This is a genomic window from Bradyrhizobium sp. WSM2254 (genome assembly GCF_000472645.1).
Classification (GTDB): domain Bacteria; phylum Pseudomonadota; class Alphaproteobacteria; order Rhizobiales; family Xanthobacteraceae; genus Bradyrhizobium; species Bradyrhizobium niftali.
In genome coordinates this window covers 168,546-192,874 of the sequence record NZ_AXAB01000014.1, presented here as the reverse complement: position 1 = coordinate 192,874, position 24,329 = coordinate 168,546, and the positions used below count along the sequence as shown (strand labels likewise).

21 protein-coding genes are annotated in these 24,329 nt (G+C 64.9%); 16 read left to right on the top strand and 5 right to left on the bottom strand.

All coding sequences use genetic code 11. The features are described 5' to 3' along the window. Window positions 1-2 precede the first annotated feature (2 nt). The 7 genes from A3M7_RS0111695 to A3M7_RS0111665 all read left to right on the top strand — a co-directional run bounded on the left by A3M7_RS0111695 (window position 3) and on the right by A3M7_RS0111665 (window position 4,467). Complete coding sequence (locus A3M7_RS0111695; protein ID WP_027544113.1) at window positions 3-893, top strand: alpha/beta fold hydrolase; 891 nt, start codon at window positions 3-5, stop codon at window positions 891-893. Between the two features lie 178 nt (window positions 894-1,071). Then, on the top strand, window positions 1,072-2,016 hold the full coding sequence (locus A3M7_RS0111690) for a metallophosphoesterase (RefSeq protein ID WP_027544112.1): 945 nt from the start codon (window positions 1,072-1,074) through the stop codon (window positions 2,014-2,016). A gap of 13 nt (window positions 2,017-2,029) precedes the next feature. Beyond that, window positions 2,030-2,353 (top strand): cupredoxin family copper-binding protein, encoded by a 324-nt coding sequence (locus tag A3M7_RS0111685; RefSeq protein WP_027544111.1) that lies wholly within the window; start codon window positions 2,030-2,032, stop codon window positions 2,351-2,353. A gap of 127 nt (window positions 2,354-2,480) precedes the next feature. Continuing rightward, complete coding sequence (locus A3M7_RS0111680) at window positions 2,481-3,029, top strand: sigma-70 family RNA polymerase sigma factor (protein WP_027544110.1); 549 nt, start codon at window positions 2,481-2,483, stop codon at window positions 3,027-3,029. Then, on the top strand, window positions 3,026-3,793 hold the full coding sequence (locus tag A3M7_RS0111675; RefSeq protein ID WP_027544109.1) for an anti-sigma factor: 768 nt from the start codon (window positions 3,026-3,028) through the stop codon (window positions 3,791-3,793). The genes A3M7_RS0111680 and A3M7_RS0111675 overlap by 4 nt, the downstream gene beginning before the upstream one ends. A gap of 72 nt (window positions 3,794-3,865) precedes the next feature. Beyond that, window positions 3,866-4,147, top strand: a complete 282-nt coding sequence (locus tag A3M7_RS0111670) for a type II toxin-antitoxin system RelE/ParE family toxin (protein ID WP_027544108.1) — start codon at window positions 3,866-3,868, stop codon at window positions 4,145-4,147. Window positions 4,148-4,158: 11 nt separating this feature from the next. Next, window positions 4,159-4,467 carry a HigA family addiction module antitoxin gene (locus tag A3M7_RS0111665; RefSeq protein ID WP_027544107.1) on the top strand — a complete coding sequence of 103 codons (309 nt, stop codon included), beginning with the start codon at window positions 4,159-4,161 and terminating at the stop codon, window positions 4,465-4,467. Between the two features lie 8 nt (window positions 4,468-4,475). Here the strand turns inward: A3M7_RS0111665 and hpnO are convergent, their stop codons facing one another. Beyond that, window positions 4,476-5,867, bottom strand: a complete 1,392-nt coding sequence (hpnO, locus tag A3M7_RS0111660; protein WP_027544106.1) for an aminobacteriohopanetriol synthase HpnO — start codon at window positions 5,865-5,867, stop codon at window positions 4,476-4,478. A gap of 141 nt (window positions 5,868-6,008) precedes the next feature. Here hpnO and A3M7_RS0111655 point away from each other — a divergent pair, with 141 nt between their 5' ends. Next, complete coding sequence (locus tag A3M7_RS0111655) at window positions 6,009-6,692, top strand: DUF2147 domain-containing protein (protein ID WP_027544105.1); 684 nt, start codon at window positions 6,009-6,011, stop codon at window positions 6,690-6,692. On the opposite strand, the gene A3M7_RS0111650 is transcribed toward A3M7_RS0111655, so the two are convergent. Further along, entirely contained in the window at window positions 6,660-9,248 is a 2,589-nt protein-coding gene (locus tag A3M7_RS0111650) for an MMPL family transporter (protein ID WP_027544104.1), read from the bottom strand. The two genes, A3M7_RS0111655 and A3M7_RS0111650, sit on opposite strands and share 33 nt — an antisense overlap. A gap of 462 nt (window positions 9,249-9,710) precedes the next feature. On the opposite strand from A3M7_RS0111650, the gene ispH reads away from it, so the two are divergent. Continuing rightward, window positions 9,711-10,637, top strand: coding sequence for a 4-hydroxy-3-methylbut-2-enyl diphosphate reductase (gene ispH, locus A3M7_RS0111645; protein WP_027544103.1), 927 nt, complete (start codon window positions 9,711-9,713; stop codon window positions 10,635-10,637). A gap of 35 nt (window positions 10,638-10,672) precedes the next feature. Next, on the top strand, window positions 10,673-11,833 hold the full coding sequence (gene hpnH, locus A3M7_RS0111640) for an adenosyl-hopene transferase HpnH (protein ID WP_027544102.1): 1,161 nt from the start codon (window positions 10,673-10,675) through the stop codon (window positions 11,831-11,833). A 79-nt stretch (window positions 11,834-11,912) separates the two neighbouring features. Here the strand turns inward: hpnH and A3M7_RS0111635 are convergent, their stop codons facing one another. Then, the gene (locus A3M7_RS0111635) at window positions 11,913-13,595 is read right to left on the bottom strand and encodes a methyl-accepting chemotaxis protein (protein ID WP_027544101.1); all 1,683 of its coding nucleotides are present in this window, start codon (window positions 13,593-13,595) and stop codon (window positions 11,913-11,915) included. Window positions 13,596-14,216: 621 nt separating this feature from the next. Here A3M7_RS0111635 and A3M7_RS0111630 point away from each other — a divergent pair. From A3M7_RS0111630 to A3M7_RS0111605, 6 genes are all read left to right on the top strand, one after another. Continuing rightward, a complete protein-coding gene (locus tag A3M7_RS0111630; RefSeq protein WP_049823332.1) occupies window positions 14,217-15,254 on the top strand; it encodes a putative 2-aminoethylphosphonate ABC transporter substrate-binding protein in 1,038 nt (345 codons plus the stop codon). 77 nt (window positions 15,255-15,331) lie between these two features. Continuing rightward, window positions 15,332-16,432, top strand: coding sequence for a putative 2-aminoethylphosphonate ABC transporter ATP-binding protein (locus tag A3M7_RS0111625; protein WP_027544099.1), 1,101 nt, complete (start codon window positions 15,332-15,334; stop codon window positions 16,430-16,432). A 15-nt stretch (window positions 16,433-16,447) separates the two neighbouring features. Then, complete coding sequence (locus A3M7_RS0111620) at window positions 16,448-18,166, top strand: putative 2-aminoethylphosphonate ABC transporter permease subunit (protein ID WP_027544098.1); 1,719 nt, start codon at window positions 16,448-16,450, stop codon at window positions 18,164-18,166. 2 nt (window positions 18,167-18,168) lie between these two features. Next, window positions 18,169-19,305 carry a TIGR03364 family FAD-dependent oxidoreductase gene (locus A3M7_RS0111615; protein ID WP_027544097.1) on the top strand — a complete coding sequence of 379 codons (1,137 nt, stop codon included), beginning with the start codon at window positions 18,169-18,171 and terminating at the stop codon, window positions 19,303-19,305. Window positions 19,306-19,308: 3 nt separating this feature from the next. After that, window positions 19,309-20,124 (top strand): phosphonoacetaldehyde hydrolase, encoded by an 816-nt coding sequence (gene phnX, locus A3M7_RS0111610; protein WP_027544096.1) that lies wholly within the window; start codon window positions 19,309-19,311, stop codon window positions 20,122-20,124. After that, on the top strand, window positions 20,121-21,449 hold the full coding sequence (locus tag A3M7_RS0111605) for an aspartate aminotransferase family protein (RefSeq protein WP_027544095.1): 1,329 nt from the start codon (window positions 20,121-20,123) through the stop codon (window positions 21,447-21,449). Before phnX ends, A3M7_RS0111605 begins: the two co-directional genes overlap by 4 nt. A gap of 115 nt (window positions 21,450-21,564) precedes the next feature. Here the strand turns inward: A3M7_RS0111605 and A3M7_RS0111600 are convergent, their stop codons facing one another. After that, the gene (locus tag A3M7_RS0111600; protein ID WP_027544094.1) at window positions 21,565-22,314 is read right to left on the bottom strand and encodes a phosphorylase; all 750 of its coding nucleotides are present in this window, start codon (window positions 22,312-22,314) and stop codon (window positions 21,565-21,567) included. Further along, window positions 22,311-24,293, bottom strand: coding sequence for a squalene--hopene cyclase (gene shc / locus A3M7_RS0111595; protein ID WP_027544093.1), 1,983 nt, complete (start codon window positions 24,291-24,293; stop codon window positions 22,311-22,313). Before shc ends, A3M7_RS0111600 begins: the two co-directional genes overlap by 4 nt. Between the last annotated feature and the right edge of the window lie 36 nt (window positions 24,294-24,329).

Sequence of the window (24,329 nt, the reverse complement as noted above, 5' to 3'; positions counted from 1 at the left end):
CCATGATCAATCCACATCGCTTCTCCATCGGCCCCACTGATGCGCAGATCGCGATGCTGCAATGGGGCGAGAGCGGCAAGCTGCCCGCCCTGCTCGTGCACGGCACCGGTTTCGTCGCCGACGTCTGGGACGAGGTCGCGCGCGAGCTCGCATCGACCTACACCGTCTACGCGCTCGACCGTCGCGGCCACGGCGCGAGCCACAAGCCCGGCACCTATCATTTCCTTGACTATGCCGAGGATGTCTGCCGGGTGATCGATGCGCTCGCGCTGCGCGACATCTACGGTATCGGCCACAGCGCGGGCGCCACCGATCTTCTGCTCGCGGCAAAACTTCGCCCCGGAGGTTTTACGCGCCTGTTCGTGATGGAGCCGACCGTGATGGACCCGCGCGCGACACGCTCCGGAGGATTGAACGAAGAGTCCCTCGCGCGCGTCCAGGGCACGCTGCGACGGCGGGCCGAGTTCGACAGTGCCGACACCGTGTTCGAGCGCTACCGCACCGCGCCGGCATTTGCCGATTGGACCGAGACCTCGCTCCGGGCCTATGTGAGGCATGGCTTCGTGCCGCTCGACGATGGCAGGGTGCGGCTCTGCTGCACGCCCGAGATCGAGTCCGCGATCCTGCATCCGATCTACGAGGCAATGGAGCAGGTCTACGTTGGCGACACCCGCGGCAATCCGTTTGCAGCGCTCGCCGAGATCGACTGTCCTGTCCGCGTCGCGACCGCCGCGAAGTCGGGACCGATCTACAAGGAGATGGCGCGACGCGCCGTGTCGCTGATTCCGCGTGTCAGCACGATGGTCTTTGAGGGCGCCGGGCACTGTGTGGCGCAGGAAGTGCCGGAACGCGTGGTTGAGGCCGTGCGGGAGTTCGCGAAATCCGATCCGTAGCCTGGATGGAGCGAAGCGTAATCCGGGGACAGCTACGCACTGGCCCCCGCATTCCGCTGCGCTCCATGCGGGCTACAGATCTCGCCATCTCACGAAATCGTCATCGCATCCGGGAATAAGCCCCGCCCTCCCCCGATCACCTCCCCGAAGCCCAATTCCGGGCGAGAGGAGACGTGCGATGAGCGGACACGATCACGGGGACGACGGCGTCAGCCGACGCAAGGTGCTGGAATGCATGACCTGGGCCGGCACCGGGGTGCTCTGGACCGTCACGGGCGGCGTGCCGCGCTCGCTCGGCATCATCGATTCCGCGCAGGCCGCGACCGCGGCAGCGCCCGGCATGAGCTTCCTTCAGATCAGCGACAGCCATGTCGGCTTCGACAAGCCGGCCAATCCCAACGCACTCGGCACGCTCGAGGAAGCCGTAGGCAAGATCAACGCGATGCCGGCCAAGCCATCGTTCATGATCCACACCGGCGACATCACCCATCTGTCGAAAGCCGCCGAGTTCGATAATGCCGATCGCATCATCTCGCAGGCCAAGCTGGACGTGCACTACGTCCCCGGCGAACATGATTTCCTCGACGAGGAGGTGAAGTTCTATCGCGAGCGCTACGGCCGCGGCACCAAGGGCCAGGGCTGGTATTCGTTCGACGCCGGCGGCGTGCACTTCGTCGGCCTCGTCAACGTCGTCGACCTCAAGGCCGGCGGGCTCGGCAATCTCGGCGCCGAGCAGCTCGCCTGGCTCGAGGACGATCTGCGCGGCAAGTCGAAATCGACGCCGGTCGTGCTGTTCGCCCACATCCCGCTCTGGACGGTCTATCCGGAATGGGGCTGGGGCACCGAGGATGGCGGCCGCGCGCTCGAACACGTCAAGGGTTTCGGCTCGGTCACCGTGCTGAACGGGCACATCCACCAGGTGATGCAGAAGGTCGAGGGCAACGTCACCTTCCACACCGCGCGCTCGACCGCCTTCCCGCAGCCGGCGCCGGGGGCCGCGCCCTCGCCCGGTCCGATGAAGGTCGAGGACGCAAGGCTCCGCTCCATGCTTGGCGTTGCCAGCATCAACTTCAAGCAGAACGAGCAGCGGCTCGCGATCATCGACACGCCGCTTCAGGGCTGAACGGAAGCTGACAATGAAGACACTCAATCGCCGCGACTTCGGCGTCGCTTTGGCCGCGGCCGTCCTGTTGCCCGCAACGACTGCCCGAGCCGACGACATGGACGTGCACATCGACAATTTCGTTTTCCAGCCGGCCGAGCTCAGGGTCAAGCTCGGCACCACCGTGACCTGGACCAACCGGGACGACATCCCGCACACGATCGTCTCGGCCGGCAAGTTCAGGTCCAAAACCCTGGACACCGACGACAAGTTCTCGTTCACCTTCACCAATCCGGGCGACTACAAGTATTTTTGTTCGCTGCACCCGCACATGACGGGGATGATCAAGGTTGAGTAACGTCTCCAACCAAGGCATCAACGTCTTGCCCGGCCGGTGGTCCCACGCCGGTCGGGCTCGTGTGCCTCCGGTCGCACACGGGGACGAAACGAAGCCGCAAGCGGAACAAGAGGCAAAGCGAGGAGCGATGCCCGCTACCGACGATCTGCAGAAGGCGCAGCGCTTCCGCGAGGCGGCGCTGCCCCATCTCGACGACGTCTACACGCTCGCGCGCTATTTGCTGCGCGACGCCGCCGATGCCGAGGACGCGGTGCAGGAGTGCTATCTGCGCGCGCTGAAGCACTTCGACAGCTATCGCGGACCGACGATGAAGCCCTGGCTGTTCGCGATCCTGCGCAACGTCTGCAACGCCGAATATGCGCGTCGCGCGCACAGGCCCAGCGCGATCGAGGATACGCCCGGCGCCGCCGAGCAGACGCCGATCTGGCAGGAGAGCGAGGCGAGCCCGGAAACCGAAGTGCTGCGCAGCCGCGATGCCGGCGCCATTCGCAAGCTGATCGACGCGCTCGCCGAACCGTTCAAGGAAACCTTCGTGCTGCGGGAGATCAACCACCTGTCCTATCGTGAAATCGCCGAGGCCGTCGGCGCCCCCGTCGGCACCGTGATGTCCCGCCTCGCCCGCGCCCGCGCCATGCTGCGCGCGGCCTGGACGGCGGAAGAGGAGCAAGCGAGATGACCTGCGACGAAGCGAGGATCCTGCTTCACGCGCTGCTCGACAACGAGCTCGATGCCGGGCACGCGCGCGAAGTCGAAGCCCATATCGCGAGCTGCCCGGCCTGCGCTGCCGAGTTTGCCGCACAACGCGAGATGCAGCGCGTGCTGGCCGACACCGATCTGCGCTATACCGCGCCGGCCAGCCTGCGCGCCCGGATCGAAGCCTCGCTGCCACGGCCGCAGCGCCAGCAACCCACCCGCCGCTCCGTGCTGCGCGGCTTTGCCATGGGCTCGGCGGTCTCCGCGCTCGCCGCAACCGGCGTCGTTGCCGTGGTGCTGCGCCAGGACGACCAGCAGCGCATCCTGTCGGAGGTCGTCTCCGCCCATCTGCGCTCGCTCCAGGCCGGCCATCTCACCGACGTGATCTCGACCGACCAGCACACCGTCAAGCCCTGGTTCAACGGCAAGCTCGACGTCGCTCCGCCCGTGATAGACCTCACCGCGCAGGGCTTTACGTTGGTCGGCGGCCGGCTCGACTATATCGACGCACGCGCGATCGGCGCGGTCGTCTACAAGCGCCGGCAGCACGTGATCAACCTGTTCGTGTCGCAGACCTCGAACGCGGAATATCGCGCGCCGAAGACCGAGGCCATGCAGGGCTTCAACTGCCGCCGCTGGGGCAATCGCGGCCTGAACTTCTGGGCCGTCAGTGACATCGGCGCCGACGAGCTCGCCGAGTTCGTCGACAAGTTCGAGGTGGCGATGAAGGCGAATGTGGAGGGGTAGCTGGCTCGACGATGTATCATTCCGCGATACGCGGGTATTGCCAAATGTATCGGATAATGATACATCGATTGGGTGATCAGGACGTTTCGGGACAAAACGACTGAGGCAGTCTTCAACGGAGAAAGTCCCAAAGGCTTTCCAGCCGATCTCGTGAAGGTTGCACGCCGGAAATTGCGTTATCTGCACGCGGCCGGCGAGCTCGGCGATTTAAGGGCGCCACCCGGCAACCGTCTGGAGGCCCTGAGCGGCAATCGCAAGGGACAGCACTCGATCAGGATCAATGATCAGTTCCGAGTGTGCTTCATCTGGACAGCGCAAGGGCCCGTTGAGGTCGAGATCGTGGACTATCACTAGGGAATGCGGCAATGGCCAAAAAACTCAAGCCCATGCATCCCGGTGAGGTTCTACGGGAGGAGTTTCTAATTCCGCTGAACATGTCCGCCGGCGCGCTCGCAAAGACGTGCGGCTTGCCGCGCACGCGCATCGAGCGGATCGCGAATGAGCAGACCGGAATCACCGCCGACACCGCGCTTCGACTCGCCAAGGCGCTCGGCACAACGACCGAACTCTGGCTCAATCTTCAGAACGATTATGACATCCAGATCGCGAAGCGCAATCTCGGCAAGGCACTCGAGCGCATCGAGACCGTGAACAGGCCGCAAGCGGCTGAATGACGGCCTAACTAAGCCGACCGCCGCACCGCGTTGTCCACCAGCGTCTTGCCGAGCGACCAGATCGCGCCGGGGACCTTGTGGCTGCCGGCGATGACGTCGTCGAAGGCGCGCTCGATCCAGCCGCAGTCTTCCTCGGTGATGGTGAGCGGCGGCAGCAGCTTGATGGTGTGGCTGCCGTGGCCGGCCACTTGCGTCAGGATCTTGTGGTCCTTGAACAGCGGCACGGTGATGAGCTGGCAGAACAGGCCCTTGTTGGCGGCTTCCAGCACGTTCCAGGACGCCCGCAGGCGCAGCGACTTCGGCGGGCCGAACTCCACGCCGATCATCAGGCCCTTGCCGCGCACTTCCTTCATCAGCTCGTAGCCGGGCACCATGCGCGTCAGCGCAAGGCGCAGCTCGGCGCCGCGCTTGGCGGCGGACTCGATCAGCTTCTCGGACTCCATGACATCGAGCGTGGCGATGCCCGCGGCCATCGCCAGGTCGTTCTTGGAGAAGGTGGAGCCGTGCACCACCGCACGGTCCATCTGGTTGAAGATCTTGTCGAAGATGGCCTTGCGCGTCAGCACCGCGCCGACCGGCACGTGGCCGCCCGACAGCGACTTCGACAGCAGCACCATGTCCGGCTCGACGTTCCAGTGCTCGACCGCGAGGAAGCGGCCGGTACGGCCCATGCCGGTCTGGATCTCGTCGGCGACGAACAGCGTGCCGTATTTCTTGCAGAGTGCGGCCGCACCCGGCAGGAACTCGTCCGTGGGCATGTTGACGCCCTTGCCCTGAATCGGCTCGACGACGAAGGCCGCAACCTCGCGCGAGGCCAGCGCCTTTTCGAGCGCGGCGAGATCGTTGAAGGGGACCGGCGTGCAGCCGGGCAGCAGCGGCTCGAAACCGGTGCGGAAGTTCGAATCCCCCGTCAGCGACAGCGCGCCATAGGTCAGGCCGTGATAGCCGTGGGCGCAATAGACGATGCCGGGACGCCCCGTGGCGCCTCGCGCGAACTTGATCGCGGCCTCGACGCATTCCGCCCCGGAATTGGCGAAGAACACCTTGTCGAGATAGGGAACGTATTTCAGCAGGCGCTCGGCGAGCACGCCGGCGAGCGTCGAGACGTCGAACTGGACGAGGTTGGGCAGGTCGGCATCGAGCACGCTCTTGAGCGCATCGCGCATGACCGGATGATTGCGCCCGATCGCAAACACGCCAAAGCCGGACAACAGGTCGAGATAGCGCGCCCCGTCGCGGTCGTAGAGGTACTGCCCTTGCCCCTTCTGGAAGCCGACATCGTAGCCGATGGTCTTGAGAACCCGAACGAACTGCTCGTTCAGATACCGATTATGCAGGGCACTGCGCTGGGCCTGACGGTCCGCGAACAGTTGAGACATGTCTGGATTTGGGCTGTGCATCCGCTACATACTTCGGTTGAGGGCCGTCTCGTCAACTGAAAACGGACCGTTACTCAAAACGGTCTGTGCGGCCTTTTGCCCTTTTTCGGACCATCTTCGCAAGCACAGCTTTAAACCATGTTGCACTGCCAAGGAACACTCATGCGTTTGGCCCTTTACACCGGAATTATACTGGCTGGCGGTTACACCTGCCTGACTCCTGCTCTCGCCGCCGATCCCACCGGCGACTGGCGGGTCGCCGACGGCGTCGCCAACATTCGCGTTGCCCAATGCAATGGCAGCATGTGGGGCGCGGTTTCCTGGGAAAAGCAGCCCGGCGGCCGCGACGAGAACAATCCGGATGTCTCGAAAAAGAACAGGCCGACGCTGGCCATGGCGACCCTGATCGACATGAAGAAGAAGCCCGGCGTCGATCAGTGGGAAGGACAGGTCTACAACGCCAAGGACGGCCAGCTCTACAGCGCCACCATCACGCCGGCCGGGACCGACCAGCTCGAGATCAAGGGCTGCGTGATGGGCTTCCTCTGCGGTGGCGAGACCTGGACCCGGGTTGGCCCGCCGATCCCCCTGAGCCCCGCCAACGCCATGGCCAAGGGCGCGCCGAAGCCTACCGGCGCGGCGCCGAAAGCCCAAGGCACGGCACCACAAGGCACAGCCCAAGCCGCAGTGCCCCAAGGCACGTCCCAAGGCACGACCGGCGCCACAGCGCCTGCGCCTGCCGCGGCCCCGAAGACCGCCACCACGGCCAAGCCCGGTCAGAAGGGCGCCGCCGACACCGTCGGCGACATCTGCCTACTCCCTGAGATTGCGGGGTTTGCCCATTAGGGCCGGCTGGAACAGCAGCACGGCGGCGAGTGTCGTCACCAGCGAGAGCGCCAGCAGCTTGCCCATGCTGGACGTGCCGGGATGGCTCGACAGCCACAGGCTGCCGAACGCGGTCGCCGTCGTCAGCGCGCTGAAAAAGATCGCGCGTGTCAGGCTGGTCTGAAGCAGGTTTGTCCTGCCCGAGCGCCAGGCCACGACATAATAGATCTTGAAGGCGACGCCGACACCGAGCAGCAGCGGGAACGCGACGATGTTGGCGAAGTTGAGCGGCAGGCCGATCAGCACGCAGATCTCGAGCGTCACGGCACCTGCAACCAGGAGCGGCACCAGCGTCATCAGCACGTCCACGAACCGGCGGAGCGTGATCCACAGCAGAAGGCCGATCACCAGCAGCGCGTAGATGCCGGCATGGATGAACGCCTTCACCACGGTGTCGCCGGATTTCAGGATCGAGACCGGCCCGCCGATCGCGGTCGGCTCGGCAACGAGCACCGCCGCCGCAAATCTGCGCAGCGTGTCGTTGTCGTTGGGATCGCCCTTGGGCAGCGCCTCGACACGGATGATGCCATCCTTGCTCTTCCAGGCGCTGACGAGATCGGGCGGCAGCGACTTCAGGGTGACCGGCTCGGCCTGCAGCGCGTTCCTGAGCTGGTCGAACACGATCTTCATCGGCGTGACGAACACGGCCTGCGCCCTGTTCCGCGTGGCCTCGTCGGCATTGGCGAGCTTATCGAGCGCGTCCGCAAGGCGGCGCGAGGCGACCGCGCCCGGCCCCTTCGCATCACCGGCGGTCCGGCGCAGATTGTCGACCGAGGATTTCAGCGCGTCGACGTTCTCCTTGTCCGTCGGCGCGGCATCGATCTGGTCGGGATTGAGCGCGGGGTTCAGCACCTTGGCGCCCTGTGCGATCAGCTTCAGCTTCGGCTGCTGGTCTTGCGGCACGAAGCTGTCGAGCGACATCACGCGCAGCACCTCCGGCACCTTCTCCAGCTTCGCCTCGACCTGCCTTGCCTGCTCCTCGGACGTCGTCATCACGTTGATGGCGTTGGCGCCGGTGTTGGGATCGTTGCGCAGGTCGAGGAAGGTCGCGATCGATTCGGCCCTCGGGTTGCGCAGGTTCATCGGGTTGAAGTCGAATTTCAGGAAGTAGAGCAGCGGCAGGCCGGCGAGCGCGAGCAGCAGCGTGCCGCCCACCACCAGCACACGGTGCTTCTCCAGGAAGTGATCGAGCGGCGCCAGGAAGGCGTATCCGACGGGCTCCTGCTCGCCGGGCGGGTTCAACAGCTTGAGCATCGCGGGCAGTACTGTGATGCTGGAGAGGAACGCCACCAGCATGCCAACGCCGGCGATCTGGCCGAGCTCGGAGATGCCCTTGTAGTCGGTCGGCAGGAAACAGAGGAAGCCGGCGGCGGTCGCCATTGCCGCCAGCGACAGCGGCACCGCGGAGCGCTTGGCGGCAAGCACCAGCGCGCCGGAGAGATCGTTATGCTTGTAGCGCTCCGAGCGGTAGCGGACGCTGTACTGGATACCGAAATCGACGCCGAGGCCGACGAACAGCACGGCAAACGCGATCGACAGCAAATTGAACGAGCCGACCATCATCAGGCCGGCAGCGGTCGTCAGCGCAAGGCCGACGAAGAGATTGACGAATACCGCGAAAATGATCTTCGACGAATGCAGCGCCAGCCACAGGATCAGCAGCACGACGAGGACGGTGCCGACGCCGTTGACGACGGCGCCTTCCTGGACGGTGGCATATTCCTCATTGGCGATCGGCACCGGGCCGGTCAGCCGCACCCGCGCCTGGTATTTGGTCGCGAAATCGAGCTCCACCGCGGCCTTGCGGATCGCGTCGGTGGCGCCCTTGCCGGGCTCCAGCGCGTTGTAGTCGAGGATCGGCTTGAACTCGATGAAGGCGCGCTTGTCGGAAGCCGACAGCGGCTCGTCGCTGACGAGCTCGCGCCACGAGAAGCTCGCATTGCCCTTGTTGAGCACGGTTTCGACCGTCTGCGCGATCAGGTTGAAAGGCCGCGCGGTATTGTCGAGCTTGACCTGGCCGCGCTTGACGCCGGCAAGTCCCGTCTCCAGCGCGCCGGTCAGGCCGCGGATCGAGGGATCGCCCGCCATGATCTCGATCAGGGGCGCCGCAGCTTCGAACTGGCCGGTGGCCTTGGCGACCTCTTCGGTCGGCAGGAACAGCAGGCCGTTCCTCTCGAAGAACTCGCCGGTGCCGAGCTGCTGCATCGACTGGAAATTGGTCTTGTCGTCCTTCAGCTTGGCAAAGAGCGCGTCCGACGCCGCGGTCGCCATCTCCGGCGTCCTGGCCTCGACCACTGCCGTGATCGTCGCGTCACGGTCGAAGGCGCGGTCGAACTGCTGGTCGCGCTGGCGCCAGTCCAGATTCTGGGCAATCAGCGAATTGATGTCGGTGTTGATGGCGAAGTGCTGGGACGTGTAATAGCCGGCCCCCACCGAAAGCAGGAGCCCGAGAACGACGACGAGGGAGGCAAACCGGGTGCAGGCCCTGACGATGGCAACGACGACGCTTTGCAGCACTTCTTTTCTTTCTGCTGTTAACAGCTTGCCGGAAACGCCCGCTCTTTATCGGAGTTCCCGGGCGAAACCTATTGCTGTTTTGAGTGGTTCTCGCCGCCCGAAGGTTCGAGGTAAACGGCGCAGACCATGGCAAAATCATGCGGGACGGTCGGTATAGCCGGGGAGTTGAGGCGGGAAAGTGACGAAGGGGTGAGCACAAATGTCGCCATCTTGCTCACGGCGCTTTCTGTACTATATTACCCCTCGATTGAGCCGGCGGGGAACAATAGGTCCATCCGACCTTTCCTTTCTGCCGATTTTTTGACACAAAGTATTGCGCCTCCAAGCGCCGGAGCCCCGACGGGGGTGGGTGGCTACCGCGTGCGCGAAACCAATGGTGCGGATATTGCAACTCATTGGTCAGTACGGGTGCCCCCGGGGAACTTTGAAGCGGATTGGTGCAACTTGCGTGATGGGCGTCCTATGGAAGTTTATCTAGCGCAGCCGCGCGGTTTCTGCGCGGGGGTGGTGCGCGCGATCGAGATCGTGGAACGGGCCCTGGAGAAGTACGGCCCGCCCGTCTACGTGCGCCACGAGATCGTGCACAACAAATACGTGGTCGAGAGCCTGAAGAACAAAGGCGCCATCTTCGTCGAGGAGCTGTCCGAGGTTCCGCCGAAGGCGGTGACCGTTTTCAGCGCCCATGGCGTCGCCCGCAGCGTCGAGGAAGAGGCCGCCGCGCGCGACCTTCCGGTGCTCAACGCCACCTGCCCCCTGGTCACGAAAGTTCACAATCAGGGGAAGCGCTATATCACCAAGGGCCGCACGCTGATCCTGATCGGCCATGCCGGCCACCCCGAGGTCGAGGGCACGATGGGCCAGGTTCCGGGGCCGGTGCTGCTTGTTCAAAGCGTTGAAGAGGTTAAGGCCCTTGTCCTGCCGGCGGGTACGCCAGTGGCCTACATCACCCAGACCACCCTGTCGGTCGACGACACCCGGGACATCATTTCGGCCCTTCAGGCCCGCTTTACAGATATTCAAGGCCCGGATATCCGGGATATCTGCTATGCGACACAGAACCGCCAATCTGCGGTAAGGGACTTGAGCAAGCTGGTCGACGTGATCTTGGTGGTGGGCGCTGCCAACAGCTCGAACTCGAACCGGCTCCGCGAAATCGGCACTGAGGCCGGCGTCGCGAGTTATTTGATTGCCGACGGCAGCGCGCTCAATCCGGAGTGGTTGAAAGATGCCAAGACCGTCGGCGTCACGGCCGGCGCTTCGGCGCCTGAGGTACTCGTGGATGACGTGATCGAGGCGATGCGGCGGATCGGACCAGTCAAGGTCTCGGTGCTGCCGGGCCGCGAGGAGAACATCGAATTCCGGCTTCCGGCCGAACTGGCTGCGAGCTGACCCACCCGAATTTCAAGCCCAGAAAGAAACGTGTAATGGCTATCCCCTTCTTCAAGGAAATGCGTATCGGCGGTTATTTGCTCAAGCAGAAACTGCTTGGCCGCAAGCGCTATCCGCTCGTGCTGATGCTGGAGCCGCTGTTTCGCTGCAACCTCGCCTGCGTGGGCTGCGGCAAGATCGACTATCCCGACGCGATCCTCAACCGTCGCATGACGGCGCAGGAGTGCTGGGACGCCGCCGACGAATGCGGCGCGCCGATGGTGGCGATTCCCGGCGGCGAGCCGCTGATCCACAAGGAGATCGGCGAGATCGTGCGCGGCCTCGTCGCGCGCAAGAAGTTCGTCTCGCTCTGCACCAACGCGCTGCTGCTCGAGAAGAAGCTCGATCTGTTCGAGCCCTCGCCGTACCTGTTCTTCTCGGTGCATCTCGACGGCCTGAAGGACCATCACGACAAGGCCGTGTCGCAGAAGGGCGTGTTCGACCGCGCCGTCTCCGCGATCAAGGCGGCCAAGGCGCGCGGCTTCACCGTCAACGTCAACGCCACCATCTTCGACGGCCATCCGGCCGAGGAGATCGCAAAATTCCTCGACCTCACCGTCGAGCTCGGTGTCGGCGTCTCGATGTCGCCGGGCTACGCCTATGAGCGTGCGCCGGACCAGGAGCACTTCCTCAACCGCACCAAGACCAAGAAGCTGTTCCGCGACGTCTTCGCGATGGGCAAGGGCAAGAAGTGGAACTTCATGCATTCCGGCCTGTTCCTCGACTTCCTCGCCGGCAACCAGGAATACGAGTGCACGCCCTGGGGCATGCCCGCGCGCAACATCTTCGGCTGGCAGAAGCCCTGCTATCTGCTCGGTGAAGGCTACGCCAAGACCTTCAAGGAGCTGATGGACACCACCGACTGGGAGACCTACGGCACCGGCAAGTACGAGAAGTGCGCCGACTGTATGGCCCATTGCGGCTACGAGCCGACCGCGGCGACCGCAGCCTTCAACAATCCGCTGAAGGCGATGTGGGTGTCGCTGCGCGGCGTCAAGACCACGGGTCCCATGGCGCCCGAGATCGACATGAGCAAGCAGCGCCCGGCGCAGTACATCTTCTCGGAGCAGGTCCAGAAGAAGCTCTCCGAGATCCGCAAGGACGAGGCGGCCGCCGCCGAGCAGAAGGCCGCGCGGAAGGCTTCGACGGCTGCGTAAGCGCGCAAGGCGTCTACAAACGAGAAAGGCCCGGTCGCCATCGCGATCGGGCCTTTTGGTTTGTTTAGTTCAAGCGCAATCAGGCGGTCTTGATCGCTGCCAAAAAGGTTGCGACTTGCGACTGTAGGGATTTGGACCGAACCGAGAGATCTGACGCCGCCTGCAACACCTGAGCGGAAGCAGTGCCGGATTCGCCGGCAGCACGGGTCACGTGGACCATGGTTTCGGCCATCTCTCGGGTGCCTGCGGCTGCCTGCTTGACGTTGCGACTGATGTCGTGGGTCGAAGCGCCCTGCTGGTCCATGGCGCCAGCGATGCGGGTCGAGATCGCGTTGAGCTCCTCGATGGTCGTGCCAATTGACTGGATGGCCGACGACGTTTCGCCGGAGACCTTCTGAACCGCGGCGATCTGCGTCGCGATCTCGTCCGTCGCCTTCGCCGTTTGGTTGGCCAGCCCCTTCACTTCCGCTGCCACGACGGCAAATCCCTTGCCGACGTCGCCGGCCCGAGCCGCTTCGATCGTGGCGTTCAGCGCCAGCAAATTGGTCTGGGCGGCAATCGCCTGGATCAGCGTGACGATCTCTCCGATCTTCTGGGTGGCCTGGGTCAGGCCGACAACGGTCGTGCTGGTTCGCCGGATGTCGTCAGACGCGCGGTCCGCAATCTCCTTGGCGTATCCAACCTGGCTATTGATGTCGGCAATGCTGGTTGCCATCGCCTCGGCAGCCGATTCCACGCTTTGGACATTGGTCGTCGTCGAGGCCGCTGCCGTGGCCGCAATGTTGGTCTGCTGGGCCGATTGCTTTGCGAGTGCCGACATGCTCTGGGCCGTCGAGTCGAGCTCCGTCGCCGCCGCTCCGAAGCTCGCCAGCGCGTCGGACGACCGCGCGTCGAAGTCGGACACCAGGGCATCGATCATGCCGACCCTGCGGGTCTTTTCCGCTTCGTCCGCCTTTTGAACCGCGGCCAGCCTGTCGGCTTCGACGAGTCCGCTCTTGAAAATCTGGACGGCGCGCGCCATCGCGCCGATCTCGTCGCGCCGGTCCGCATCCGGAATCGTAACGTGCAAATCGTTGCCGCTTAACTGCGCCATCACGCCGGTCAACCGCCGGATCGGCGATGCCGTGGTCAGGACCGTAACCATGCCGGCGGCGAGCGCGATGCAGGTCGCGACGACCAGGGCGACAATGACGCCGAGGCGCGCCCGATCCGTCGCCGCATTGACCAAATCATAGGATTGGCGTCCCGCCCGTTCATTCAGCTCGACAATCTTCGCAAGGGTGATGTTGAGAGCGTCAAACTGGTTTCGATTTTCGGCGACGTAGTATTTGCGGGCCGAGGCGCTGTCCCCGGCTCTCAGCGCATCGACTATCGTGGAAGTGGATTTCTGGAATTCCGGCCAGGTCGAATCGAATTGATCGATCGCCGTCTTTTCCTCGGCGGAATTGGGTTGATAGGTCTTCCTGACGTCGACGGCTTTCGTCGCGTATTTGTCCATCAGTCCTTCGCGGTATCGCCCGTCCTCAGGCGTCACGCTCAGAAGACGATTGGCTTCCTCCCGCCGAAAATTGATGACCGCATTGAGCATCTCGCTGCTCTGGAACAGCGCGGGCATAGCCTTGCCGCCGAGGTCGTTTGCCGCTCGGTCGACAACCGCGATCTGAATGAGCGCGAAGGAGCCGAGCCCGATCGTAACGAGCAGGACCAATCCAAACGCGACAAAGGTCCGGACGCGAATCGACATATCAACCAGATGCGGCATGAATGTTTCGGCGCTGATGTGGATGACTTCGGGAAGGGCATGCTTCGTCGGGACGTCGTCGTCTCAACCCTAGCTGCGAAGTTCCAATCTTTTCCTTAACCCTCCCGGCGTCTCGGCCCTCCCGGGCTACAGACACCAAAAGAAACGGCCCGGTCGCATTGGCGACCGGGCCTTTTCTTGTCCATCGCAACCGCCCGAGGCGACCGGAGTCGGATCCGCGGGCCGCACTCCCTACCCTCCTCGCTTGGCCGCCTCGGGCCCCTTCTGCGAAAAAATGAAAAACAACCCCATGCACAGTAGAACCGCGGCTGCTGGCCGGCACAGGGCCCGTGCCGTCAAGCCATTGCCGCGTCAAGCAAATCAGCGGGAAACGGCAAGAAACGCGGCATCCGCTGGGCGGGTTCGTCTTCGTAGACGGACACGCCGTCAGCCGGGCGCGATTCAAGGCCCGCGGGAGCAGACGCTTGCACTGGCAACATTGCACTCAAGATGTGCAGAGACACCGCGATCGAGGCGCGCCGTGCACAAAATCCGACATGTACGTGACGGAAATGTCATCTAACAATATCGGTTCCCTGCCCGGACGGTGCCAGCCCGCGGCCAACATCGATGGAGCCCGACATGAACCTGTGCACGAAAAGCGGTCTGCGATGCGCTGTTGTGTCGATCACCGCCGCCATGTTCTGCCTCAGCACTGCAGCTCGCGCGGCGGACCTCACCGTTTACACGGCGCTGGAGGCCGACCAGATCAAGCCCTACAAGGCCGCGTTCGAGAAGGCCAATCCGGGCATCAACATCCTCTGGGTCCGCGACTCCACCGGCATCATCACCGCGAAGCTCCTCGCGGAAAAGGCAAACCCCAAGGCCGATGTGGTCATGGGTCTTGCCGCAACCTCGCTGATGCTGCTGCAGAAGGAAGGCATGCTGATGCCTTACGCGCCGGCGGGTCTCGACAAGGTCGACGCCAAGATGCGCGATCCCGCTGGCTCGCCGGAGTGGGTGGGCATGGACGTCTGGGCATCGGCCTTTTGCGTCAACACCGTGGAATCCGGCAAGAAGAACCTGCCGGAGCCCGCCTCCTGGGCCGATCTGACCAAGCCGGTCTATCAGGGGCAAATCGCCATGCCGAACCCGGCCTCCTCGGGGACCGGTTTTCTGATGGTCTCCGCCTGGCTCCAGATGTTCGGCTGGGACGAGGGCTGGAAGTACATGGACGAGCTTCACAAGAACATCGCGGCCTATACGCATTCCGGCTCGAAGCCGTGCCGACAGGCCGCCGCCGGCGAGTACACGATAGGCCTCTCGTTCGAATATCGCGCCAACAAGACCAAGAAGGGTGGAGCGCCCATCAGCATTGTCCTGCCCAAGGAAGGCCTCGGCTGGGATATGGAAGCTATCGGGATCATGAAGACCACCAAGGAGTCCGAGGCGGCGAAGAAGCTTGCCGACTGGGCCGCGACGGCGGAGGCCAACAAGCTCTACGCCGAGAACTTCGCCATCGTCGCGTTGCCCGGCATCGCAAGCTCCATGGAGTTCATCCAGGGTGACATCAACAAGATGCTGATCAAGAACGACTTTGCCTGGGCCGCGGAGAACCGCGACAAGATCCTGGCGGAGTGGAGCAAGCGCTACGACGGCAAGTCCGAGCCCAAAAACTAGGGATCAAGAACCAGGACTATCGGGATCGACCAAGCCGGCGGTGCATGGGCGGCCGCCGGCCAATGCGGGATAGTGTCATGGACAGCATGCCGACGACGGAGCCCTATCTCCGCATCCGCAACGTGTCGAAAAAGTTCGGTGCCTTCACTGCGCTGGACAAGGTCGACCTCGACATTATGCCGGGGGAGTTCGTCTCCTTCCTGGGCCCGTCCGGTTGCGGCAAGACCACGCTGCTGCGCGCCATCTCTGGCCTCGACGTGCAGACCATTGGGTCGATCCATCAGGGCGGGCGCGACATCTCGACGCTGCCGGTCGCCGCGCGCGACTTCGGCATCGTATTCCAATCCTATGCGCTGTTCCCGAACCTGACGATCAAGGACAATGTGGCCTACGGCCTGGTGTCGACCGGCAAGCCCCGCGCCGAGATCGACAAGCGCGTCCAGGAGCTTCTCGAACTTGTCGGCCTGCCCGAGCAGGCCGGCAAATATCCGGCCCAGCTCTCGGGAGGCCAACAGCAGCGCGTCGCGCTCGCCCGCGCGCTGGCCCTGTCGCCCGGCCTTCTGCTGCTGGACGAGCCGCTCTCCGCCCTCGACGCCCGCGTCCGGGCGCGCCTGCGCGGCGAGATCCGCGATCTGCAGCGCCGCCTCGGGCTCACCACCGTCATGGTGACCCACGACCAGGAAGAGGCGCTCACCATGTCCGACCGGATCGTGGTGATGAGCCATGGCAGGATCGAGCAGGTAGGTACGCCCGACGAGATCTACGGCCGCCCCGCGACGGCCTTCGTCGCCGACTTCGTCGGCAAGATGAACTTCCTGGACGGGCGGCTCGTCACCAGCAAGCGCGCCAATGTCAGGGGCGCCGTGCTCGACTTCAGCGAGGAGGTGCCGCTCGGCGAAGGCGCCGCCGTCACGGTATGCCTCCGGCCGGAGGACGTGGTGGTGCGCGGCATCGACGAGCAACCGCAAAACCGCCTGTCGGTCCAGGTCGGCGTCATGGAATTCATCGGCAATCATTTCGCAACGACATTGCATGCGACGGGCACGAGCCTGAACTTCTCGGCCGACTTTTCCATCAACGCCGTGCGCGACCTCGGCATTTCGTCGGGCGCGACCATCGAGGTCGCGCTGCCGCCGAACCGGTTGCGCGTCTTTGCCCAACCGCCCTCTGCTGCCTGACACCGGAGACCAGCAATGGCGACCGAGACATTGAGTCTGCCGAACCGTGCCGCCGCGATCGCCCCGCTGAGGCAGAAGCTGGGGCGCGACGACTGGCTCATGCGCGGCGCGGTCGTGGCGCTCGGCCTCTGGCTGGTCGTGACCGTGCTGCTGCCGCTCTGGGCGCTGCTGTCCAAGAGCTTCCAGGCGGCTGATGGCAGCTTCGTCGGCTTGGCCAATTTCCAGGCCTATTTCGCCAACCCTGCGTTGGCCAATTCGATCTGGCACTCGGTCTGGGTCTCGCTGCTGAGCACGGTCATCTGCGTTCTGCTCGCCTTCGTCTACGCCTACGGACTCACCCGCACCTGCATGCCAGGACGGGGACTGTTCCGCATCATCGCGCAGATCCCGATTCTCGCACCCTCGCTGCTGCCAGCGATCAGCCTCGTCTACCTGTTCGGTAACCAGGGTCTGGTCAAATGGATGCTGTTCGGCGCGTCGATCTACGGCCCGATCGGCATCGTCATGGGCGAGGTTTTCTGGACCTTCCCGCACGCGCTCATCATCATCACCACAGCGCTGGCCATCTCGGACGCGCGTCTGTACGAGGCTGCGGAGGCCCTACGGGCAAGTCCCAGCCGCACCTTCTGGACCGTGACCATTCCGGGGGCACGCTATGGCCTGATCAGCGCAGTCTTCGTCGTCTTCACGCTTGTCATCACCGATTTCGGCGTGCCGAAGGTCATCGGGGGCCGCTTCAACGTGCTCGCGACCGACATCTACAAGCAGGTGGTCGGGCAGCAGAATTTCCAGATGGGCGCGGTAGTCGGAATGATCCTGCTACTGCCCGCGGTGCTCGCCTTCGCCGTCGATCAACTGATGCAGCGACGCCAGCTGGCGCTGCTCTCCGCGCGCGCCGTACCCTATGCGCCCAAACCCGACGCCTGGATCGATCGCGCGATGCTGGCGATCTGTTCGCTGATCGCATTCGCGATTCTGGTCATTCTCGGCGTGTCCTTCTTCGCCTCGATCGCGACGTTCTGGCCCTACAATCTGACGCCCAGCTTCAAGAACTTCGACTTCGACATGATGGATGGCGGCGGCTGGCGCAGCTATTTCAACTCGCTCGTCATGGCCGGCCTCACCGCGCTGTTCGGGACGGCCGTGATCTTTGCCGGCGCCTATCTGGTCGAGAAGACCCCGCGCTTTCGCACTATCAGAGGCTTCGTGCAGTTTCTCGCGCTGCTTCCCCTGGCCGTTCCGGGGCTGGTGCTCGGCCTCGGCTACATCTTCTTCTTCAACAATCCGGCCAATCCGCTGAACTTCATCTACGGCACCATGGCCATTCTCGTGATCTGCACCATCTCGCATTTCTACTCCGTCGCGCACCTGACCGCGGTGACGGCGCTCAAGCAGATCGACCGGGAGTTCGAGACCGTTTCGGCATCGCTCAGGGTGCCGTTCTGGCGTACCTTCATGCGCGTGACTCTGCCGGTCTGCCTGCCGGCCGTGCTGGATATCGCCATGTATCTGTTCGTGAACGCGATGACGACAGTCTCCGCGGTGGTCTTCATCTACGCGCCGCACACGACGCTTGCGGCGATCGCCGTGCTCAACATGGATGATGCGGGCGACGTGGCGCCCGCGGCCGCCATGGCGATCGTCATCTTCGCCACCTCGGCCGTGACACGCGCCATCTACATGGTGCTCACACGGGGTTATCTTGCGCGCGCGCAATTGTGGAGAAAGCGGTGAGCATGGCGACAGGCGAATTCGATCTGGCTGTCATCGGCGGCGGCATCTGCGGCCTCGCCCATGCGCTCGCGAGCGTGCGCCGGGGCCTGAAGGTCGTGGTCATTGAGCGCGATGCAAGGGCGAACGGCGCCTCGATCCGCAATTTCGGCTTTATCACCGTCACCGGGCAGCAGCAGGGCCCATGCTGGCAGCGCGCGATGCGGTCGCGGCAGGTCTGGGCCGAAGTCGCCTCGGCCGCGGGAATCAGGATCGAGCATTTCGGGCTCGCGGTTGCCGTGCGGCGACCGGAAGCCGTGGCCGTGCTCGAGGCTTTCCGGTCGACCGAGATGGGCGAGGCTTGCGAACTCTTGAGCCCGACTGAAGCGGGTCGACGCTTTCCGATGCTACGCACCGACAATCTGCAAGCCGTGCTGGCGAGCCCCCACGATTTGCGGGTGGAATCGCGCATCGCGGTACCGGCCCTGGCGAAATGGCTCGCCGAGGTGCACGGCGTCACCTTCATGTATCAGACGCAGGCCAAGGAGGTCGCGCCACCGGTGATCGAGACGACGCGCGGGTCGGTCCGCGCCCGGCTCTGCGTGGTGTGCCCGGGCGACGATTTTCTGGGCCTCTATCCGGAACGCATCAGTGCCTACGGGCTCGTCCGCTGCAAGCTACACATGCTGCGGGTCGGATCGGCGGCCGCGATGCCGCGGTTCAATGCCGCCGTGATGTCGGACCTGGGCCTCGTGCGCTATCTCGGCTACGCCGAATTGCCTGAGGCCGCCGCGCTGAAGCAGCGGCTCGAGGCGGAGCAGGGCGAGCATCTGGCCAATGGCGTGCATCTGATCGCCGTGCAGAGCGAGGATGGCTCGCTCGTCGTCGGCGATTCCCATCACTACGGCGCGACGCCGGACCCGTTCGCCCCTGAAACGGTCGACGAGTTGATCATGGACGAATTCCGCCAGGTTCTGGCGTGGCCAACGCCTGTCATCCGCGAGCGCTGGATCGGCACCTATGCCTCGGCGTCCGACCGGCTGATGCTGGTCGACCGCCCACAGGACAACGTGCGCCTCGTCATGATCACCAGTGGCACCGGCGCCAGCACCTCGTTTGCGATCGCCGAGGAAGTGATTGACGAATTGACGTCCGGGAGCTGAGCCATGACCGATAAATTCGAGCACGTCCAGGCCGTGGTGTTCGACTGGGCCGGCACGACGGTGGACCACGGCTCGCTGGCGCCGATGGGCGTGTTCGTCGAGGCATTCGCGCGCTTCGGAGTGACGATCACGGTCGACGAGGCGCGCGGGCCGATGGGCATGGCCAAGCGCCCGCACATCGCCGCCCTCCTGCGCTTGCCCCGGATCGCCGCCGCATGGCGCGACAAGCATGGGCGCGAGCCTACCGAAGCCGACATCGATGCGCTCTACGCCGTGTTCGTGCCGATGAATGTCGAGGTCGCCGCCCGCTATGCCGACGTGATCCCGGGCGTGGCCGAAGCTGTCGCCGGCCTGCGGCGCCGCGGCCTGAAGATCGGCTCGAGCACGGGCTACACGCGGGAGATCATGGCCGAGGTCATTCCGGTTGCGGCGGCGCAGGGCTATTCGCCTGACAGCATCGTTTGCACCGGGGACACGCCCGACGGCCGACCCACGCCCTTCATGCTCTACAAGGCCTTTCTGGAGCTCGCCGTCTGGCCGGCCTGGAGCTGCGTCAAGGTCGACGACACCGAGGTCGGGATCAAAGAAGGTCTCAACGGCGGCTGCTGGACCGTCGGCGTTGCCGTCACCGGCAACGTGTTCGGCTTGTCGCTTGCCGACACGGCGGCGTTGCCGCCGAAAGCCTTCGCCGAGCGGCGCGCGGCAGCGGCCGGCCGGCTGGAGGCCGCGGGCGCCCACTACGTCATCGACGGCGTCGCCGATATCATCCCCGTGATCGCGGCGATCGATGGCCGGCTGGCCCGCGGAGAGCGGCCATGAGTGCCGCCGAGGGCGACGTCAATCTGTCGGCGGCGCGGCGTTCGTTTGCGGAACGCCACCTCGACGCGGAAACGAAAAAATGGCTCGACGAGGACGAGCGGTGGTTCCTGCGGCAGTCGCTGTCGACGCCCTGCCTGAACGTCGCCACGGCCGCGGAAGGCAGCCATCTCGTCGATCTCCAGGGCCGACGCATCCTCGATTTCCACGGCAACAGCGTGCACCAGGTCGGCTACGGTCACCCCCGCGTGGTGGCGGCGATCAAGTCGCAGCTCGACACCCTGCCCTTCTGCCCGCGCCGCTACACCAACAAGGCCGCGATCGACCTCGCCCGCCGCCTGGCCGAATTGACGCCGGCGCCGCTGGACAAGGTGCTTTTCGCGCCCAGCGGATCGGCTGCGATCGGCATGGCGATGAAGCTCGCGCGCTATGCGACCGGACGACACAAGACCCTGTCGATGTGGGACGCCTTTCACGGCGCCAATCTCGACGCGGTCTCGGTCGGCGGCGAAGCGCTGTTTCGGCGCGGCGCGGGCCCGCTGCTGCCGGGCACCGAGCATGTGCCGCCGCCGGGGCTGGCCGCGCGCTTCTTCGGAGAGGACGGCCGGGCACATGAGCGGCTCGCTGACTACATCGATTATGTCCTCGAGGTGCAGGGCGACGTCGCGGCCGTGATCGCCGAGCCGATGCGCTGGACCACGGTCGAACTGCCGCCCCCCGGCTTCTGGCCCCGCGTGCGCGCGAGCTGCGATCGGCACGGGGCGCTCCTGATCTTTGATGAGGTGCCGAGCTGCCTCGGCCGCACCGGGACCATGTTCGTCTGCGAGCAGACTGATGCCGCACCCGACATCCTCGTCCTGGGCAAGGGACTGGGCGGCGGCATCATGCCGATGGCGGCCATCGTGGCGCGGGCCGATCTCGACGTGGTGCCCGAGGGAGCGCTCGGCCACTACACCCACGAGAAGAGCCCGGTCGGCTGCGCGGCGGCGCTGGCCACGCTCGATGTGATCGAGGAGGAGCAGTTGCTCACCGCGGCGCGCGTGCTCGGCGCGCACGCGCTCGAACGGCTCCGATCGACCGCGCAGCGTTATCAGCTGATATCAGAGGTGCGCGGTGCAGGTCTCTATCTCGGCGTCGAGATCGGTCGCCGCGACGAGGCTGAAGCGAACGCGCGTGCGGAGCGCCTGCTGTACCGCTGCCTGGAGGCGGGCCTCAGCTTCAAGCTCGGTGGCGGCAACGTGGTCACGCTGTGCCCGCCACTGACGATCTCGCGGGACGAGCTCGACCAGGCGCTCGATATCCTCGAAGAGGCGATGTCAGCCTTGTGAGCAGATCGCAATGCGCACGCTTCGCGACGCCACGCCCCCATCCGGGCTACGAACATCAAAACGAAAAGGCCCGGTCGCGCGACCGGGCCTTTCTTGATTGGATCGAAGACGCCGCTCAGGCCGCCTTGGAGACCAGGGCCTCGCTGTCGACGAGCTCGGTGCCGATCAGATAGTCGCGGCAGCCGCGCAAGGAGCGCAGCGCGCGGTTGAAGTCGATGCCGGTCGAGACCAGCGCATGCAGCGTCGTCGGGTTGCGCACGATGCCGCGCAGCACGGCGGCCAGATCGATCTGGCCGTTCGGCTTGATGGCGGCGCGGGCGAGCGCCGGCAGCGCGCGATGAGCGGGGTCGCTGATGACGCGGACCGCGGCAAAGGGCAGCCCGGCCTCGGCGGCGTAGGCGGCCGCGATGTGGCTCTCCATGTCGACGGCGGAGGCGCCAGTCTCCGAGTGCAGCGCCGCCTTGCAGGACCGCCCGGTGACCACTTCCTCGGCGCCGGCAAGGCTGCCGCGCACCACGCGGCGGCGCCCGGACGTCAGGCGGTCGATCAGGTCGTCGCCGAGCGACAGCCCGGCGGCCCAGCGGGTATCGCCTGACAGCACCTCGGTCGCCAGCACGACGTCGCCGGAGCGCAGCGTCGGGTCGAGCCCGCCGGCCACGCCGAACGAGATCACGCCGCGAATCGTTTCAGGGTCCACCACGGTCAGAAGCGCCCGCAACTGGGTCGGGCTGCTGGACGAGCAGATGACCGCCATTCCGGGCCCGGCCGCGATGCGGGCCTCCTGAACCAGACCGGTCACAATGAGTATTGGCCGCGGATCAATGGCATTGCCCGCGGTAAGATAGTCCCCCGTCCCCAAAGTCACATTCCGACCCCTACCACCCTGCTGTTGGTGTTCCGCAAGTTCCGATACCGCGCCAGCGCCCACAGCGGGAAGAACTTTGGGTAACCATGATACCGTAGATAGAATACACGGGGAAAGCCTGTGGCGGTGTACCGCTGCTCGTCCCACAGTCCTTTTTCGTTCTGTGTTGCAATCAGGTACTCCACCCCGCGGGCAACGGCCGGGTGATCAACCTCGCCTGCCGCCATCAGGGCAAGCAAGGCCCATGCCGTTTGCGAGGCGGTCGAGGGGGCGGGTTCCCAGCCCTTGTAGTCCAGGCGGTAGCTGACGGCGTCCTCGCCCCAGCCACCATCCTTGTTCTGGATCGAGGCCAGCCAGGCGGCCGCCTTCCGGATCATCGGGTCGTCGTGGCTGACGCCGGCCATGTTCAGGGCGCAGAGCACCGACCAGGTTCCATAGATGAAGTTCATGCCCCAGCGGCCGTACCAGGACCCTTCCGGGTGCTGGGTCTTGCGCAGGTAGGCGACCCCGTCGGCCACGTGCTTGCTGGTCTTGGCGGTCTCGCCGAGCTGGGCCAGCATCGAGACGCAGCGCGCGGTGACGTCCTCGGTCGGCGGATCGAGCAGCGCGCCGTGGTCCGAGAACGGGATGTTGTTCAGGTAATATTCGAGGTTGTTGACGTCGAAGGCGGCCCAGCCGCCGTCGTCGCTCTGCATCCCCTCGATCCACTCCCGGCCGCGGTCGATCGCGGTCTCATAGCCGGTGACGCCGTGCTCCCGGCGCATGCGGTCCATCGACATCACCACCACCGCGGTATCGTCGAGATCAGGGTAATAGGCGTTGTTGTACTGGAAGGCCCAGCCGCCCGGGCGCACGTCGGGCCGCTTCACCGCCCAGTCGCCCTTCACGGCGAGCTCCTGCTTCGGGATCAGCCAGTCGAGGCCTTGCTTGGCCGCAGGCACGGCCTTGTCACCGCCGGCCTCCAGCAGCGCGTGGGCGGTCAGCGTCGTATCCCACACCGGCGAGACGCAAGGCTGGCAGTACGCCTCGTCATCACCAATCACGAGCAGCTTGTCGATGCCCCGGCGCGTTGTCGCGCGCGGCGGAAAGCTCTCGTCCTTGCCGAGCGCGTCGTACATCATCACGATGTTGGCCATGGGCGGATAGATCGCGCCCATGCCGTCCTCGCCGTTGAGCCGCTCCTCGGTGAAGGCGAGCGCGGTATCGATGGCGCGCTTGCGCAGGCTCTTTGGAAACAGCGGCTCGATGACGCGCAAGATCGCATCGAGCGAACGAAACAGCAGGAACCAGGCCATGCTCTGGTGCGGCGCCTTCGCGGTCATGCCGATCGAGCGCGGATCCTGCAGAAACAGCTCGTCGATGCCGACGCCCTTCGGATTCCTCGCGCGCGGCTTGAGCGCGGCGATGACCATCAGCGGCACCATGGTGGTGCGCGCCCAGTAGGAGATCTTGTTGATGTGGAACGGCGACCAGAACGGCAGCAGCACGATCTCGATCGGCAGCACCGGCACCGCGCGCCAGGTCACGACGCCGAACATCGCGAGCATGAAGCGCGTGAAGACGTTGCTGTGAATGGCGCCGCCGCGGGCGTGCATCGCCTCGCGCGCGCGCACCATGTGCGGCGCGTCGATGGAATCCCCGATCATCTTCAGCGCGAAGTAGGCCTTCACGCTGGCGCTCATGTCGAACGCGCCGTCATGCACCAGCGGCCAGCCGCCATGGGCGCCCTGCACGCGGCGGAGATAGTTGCCGATCTTGGCTTCGAGCACGGTGTCGACCGGCTCGGCGAGATAATGGCGCAGGAGAATGTATTCGGCCGGAATCGTGCAGTCGGCCTCGAGCTCGAACACCCAATGGCCGTCGGATTGCTGCAAGCCGAGCACGCCTTGCGTGGCTGACGCAATGCTCGATTCCAGGATCTCCGATTCCGAGATCTTCGATTCCTGGGCTTCGCGGGCGGTCGCGTTCACGGAATCCATCTGGCTCGATTACTCCGATAGTTGATTTGAATTGAC

What these genes read in the sequence shown, in the direction of transcription:
- shc (WP_027544093.1), bottom strand. Translation starts at nt 24,293, where the DNA reads ATGGATTCCGTGAACGCGACCGCCCGCGAAGCCCAGGAATCGAAGATC.
- A3M7_RS0111615 (WP_027544097.1), top strand. Translation starts at nt 18,169, where the DNA reads ATGGCGACAGGCGAATTCGATCTGGCTGTCATCGGCGGCGGCATCTGC.
- hpnO (WP_027544106.1), bottom strand. Translation starts at nt 5,867, where the DNA reads ATGCACAGCCCAAATCCAGACATGTCTCAACTGTTCGCGGACCGTCAG.
- A3M7_RS0111680 (WP_027544110.1), top strand. Translation starts at nt 2,481, where the DNA reads ATGCCCGCTACCGACGATCTGCAGAAGGCGCAGCGCTTCCGCGAGGCG.
- A3M7_RS0111620 (WP_027544098.1), top strand. Translation starts at nt 16,448, where the DNA reads ATGGCGACCGAGACATTGAGTCTGCCGAACCGTGCCGCCGCGATCGCC.
- ispH (WP_027544103.1), top strand. Translation starts at nt 9,711, where the DNA reads ATGGAAGTTTATCTAGCGCAGCCGCGCGGTTTCTGCGCGGGGGTGGTG.
- A3M7_RS0111655 (WP_027544105.1), top strand. Translation starts at nt 6,009, where the DNA reads ATGCGTTTGGCCCTTTACACCGGAATTATACTGGCTGGCGGTTACACC.
- hpnH (WP_027544102.1), top strand. Translation starts at nt 10,673, where the DNA reads ATGGCTATCCCCTTCTTCAAGGAAATGCGTATCGGCGGTTATTTGCTC.
- A3M7_RS0111605 (WP_027544095.1), top strand. Translation starts at nt 20,121, where the DNA reads ATGAGTGCCGCCGAGGGCGACGTCAATCTGTCGGCGGCGCGGCGTTCG.
- phnX (WP_027544096.1), top strand. Translation starts at nt 19,309, where the DNA reads ATGACCGATAAATTCGAGCACGTCCAGGCCGTGGTGTTCGACTGGGCC.
- A3M7_RS0111690 (WP_027544112.1), top strand. Translation starts at nt 1,072, where the DNA reads ATGAGCGGACACGATCACGGGGACGACGGCGTCAGCCGACGCAAGGTG.
- A3M7_RS0111630 (WP_049823332.1), top strand. Translation starts at nt 14,217, where the DNA reads ATGAACCTGTGCACGAAAAGCGGTCTGCGATGCGCTGTTGTGTCGATC.
- A3M7_RS0111685 (WP_027544111.1), top strand. Translation starts at nt 2,030, where the DNA reads ATGAAGACACTCAATCGCCGCGACTTCGGCGTCGCTTTGGCCGCGGCC.
- A3M7_RS0111665 (WP_027544107.1), top strand. Translation starts at nt 4,159, where the DNA reads ATGGCCAAAAAACTCAAGCCCATGCATCCCGGTGAGGTTCTACGGGAG.
- A3M7_RS0111675 (WP_027544109.1), top strand. Translation starts at nt 3,026, where the DNA reads ATGACCTGCGACGAAGCGAGGATCCTGCTTCACGCGCTGCTCGACAAC.
- A3M7_RS0111625 (WP_027544099.1), top strand. Translation starts at nt 15,332, where the DNA reads ATGGACAGCATGCCGACGACGGAGCCCTATCTCCGCATCCGCAACGTG.
- A3M7_RS0111695 (WP_027544113.1), top strand. Translation starts at nt 3, where the DNA reads ATGATCAATCCACATCGCTTCTCCATCGGCCCCACTGATGCGCAGATC.
- A3M7_RS0111635 (WP_027544101.1), bottom strand. Translation starts at nt 13,595, where the DNA reads ATGCCGCATCTGGTTGATATGTCGATTCGCGTCCGGACCTTTGTCGCG.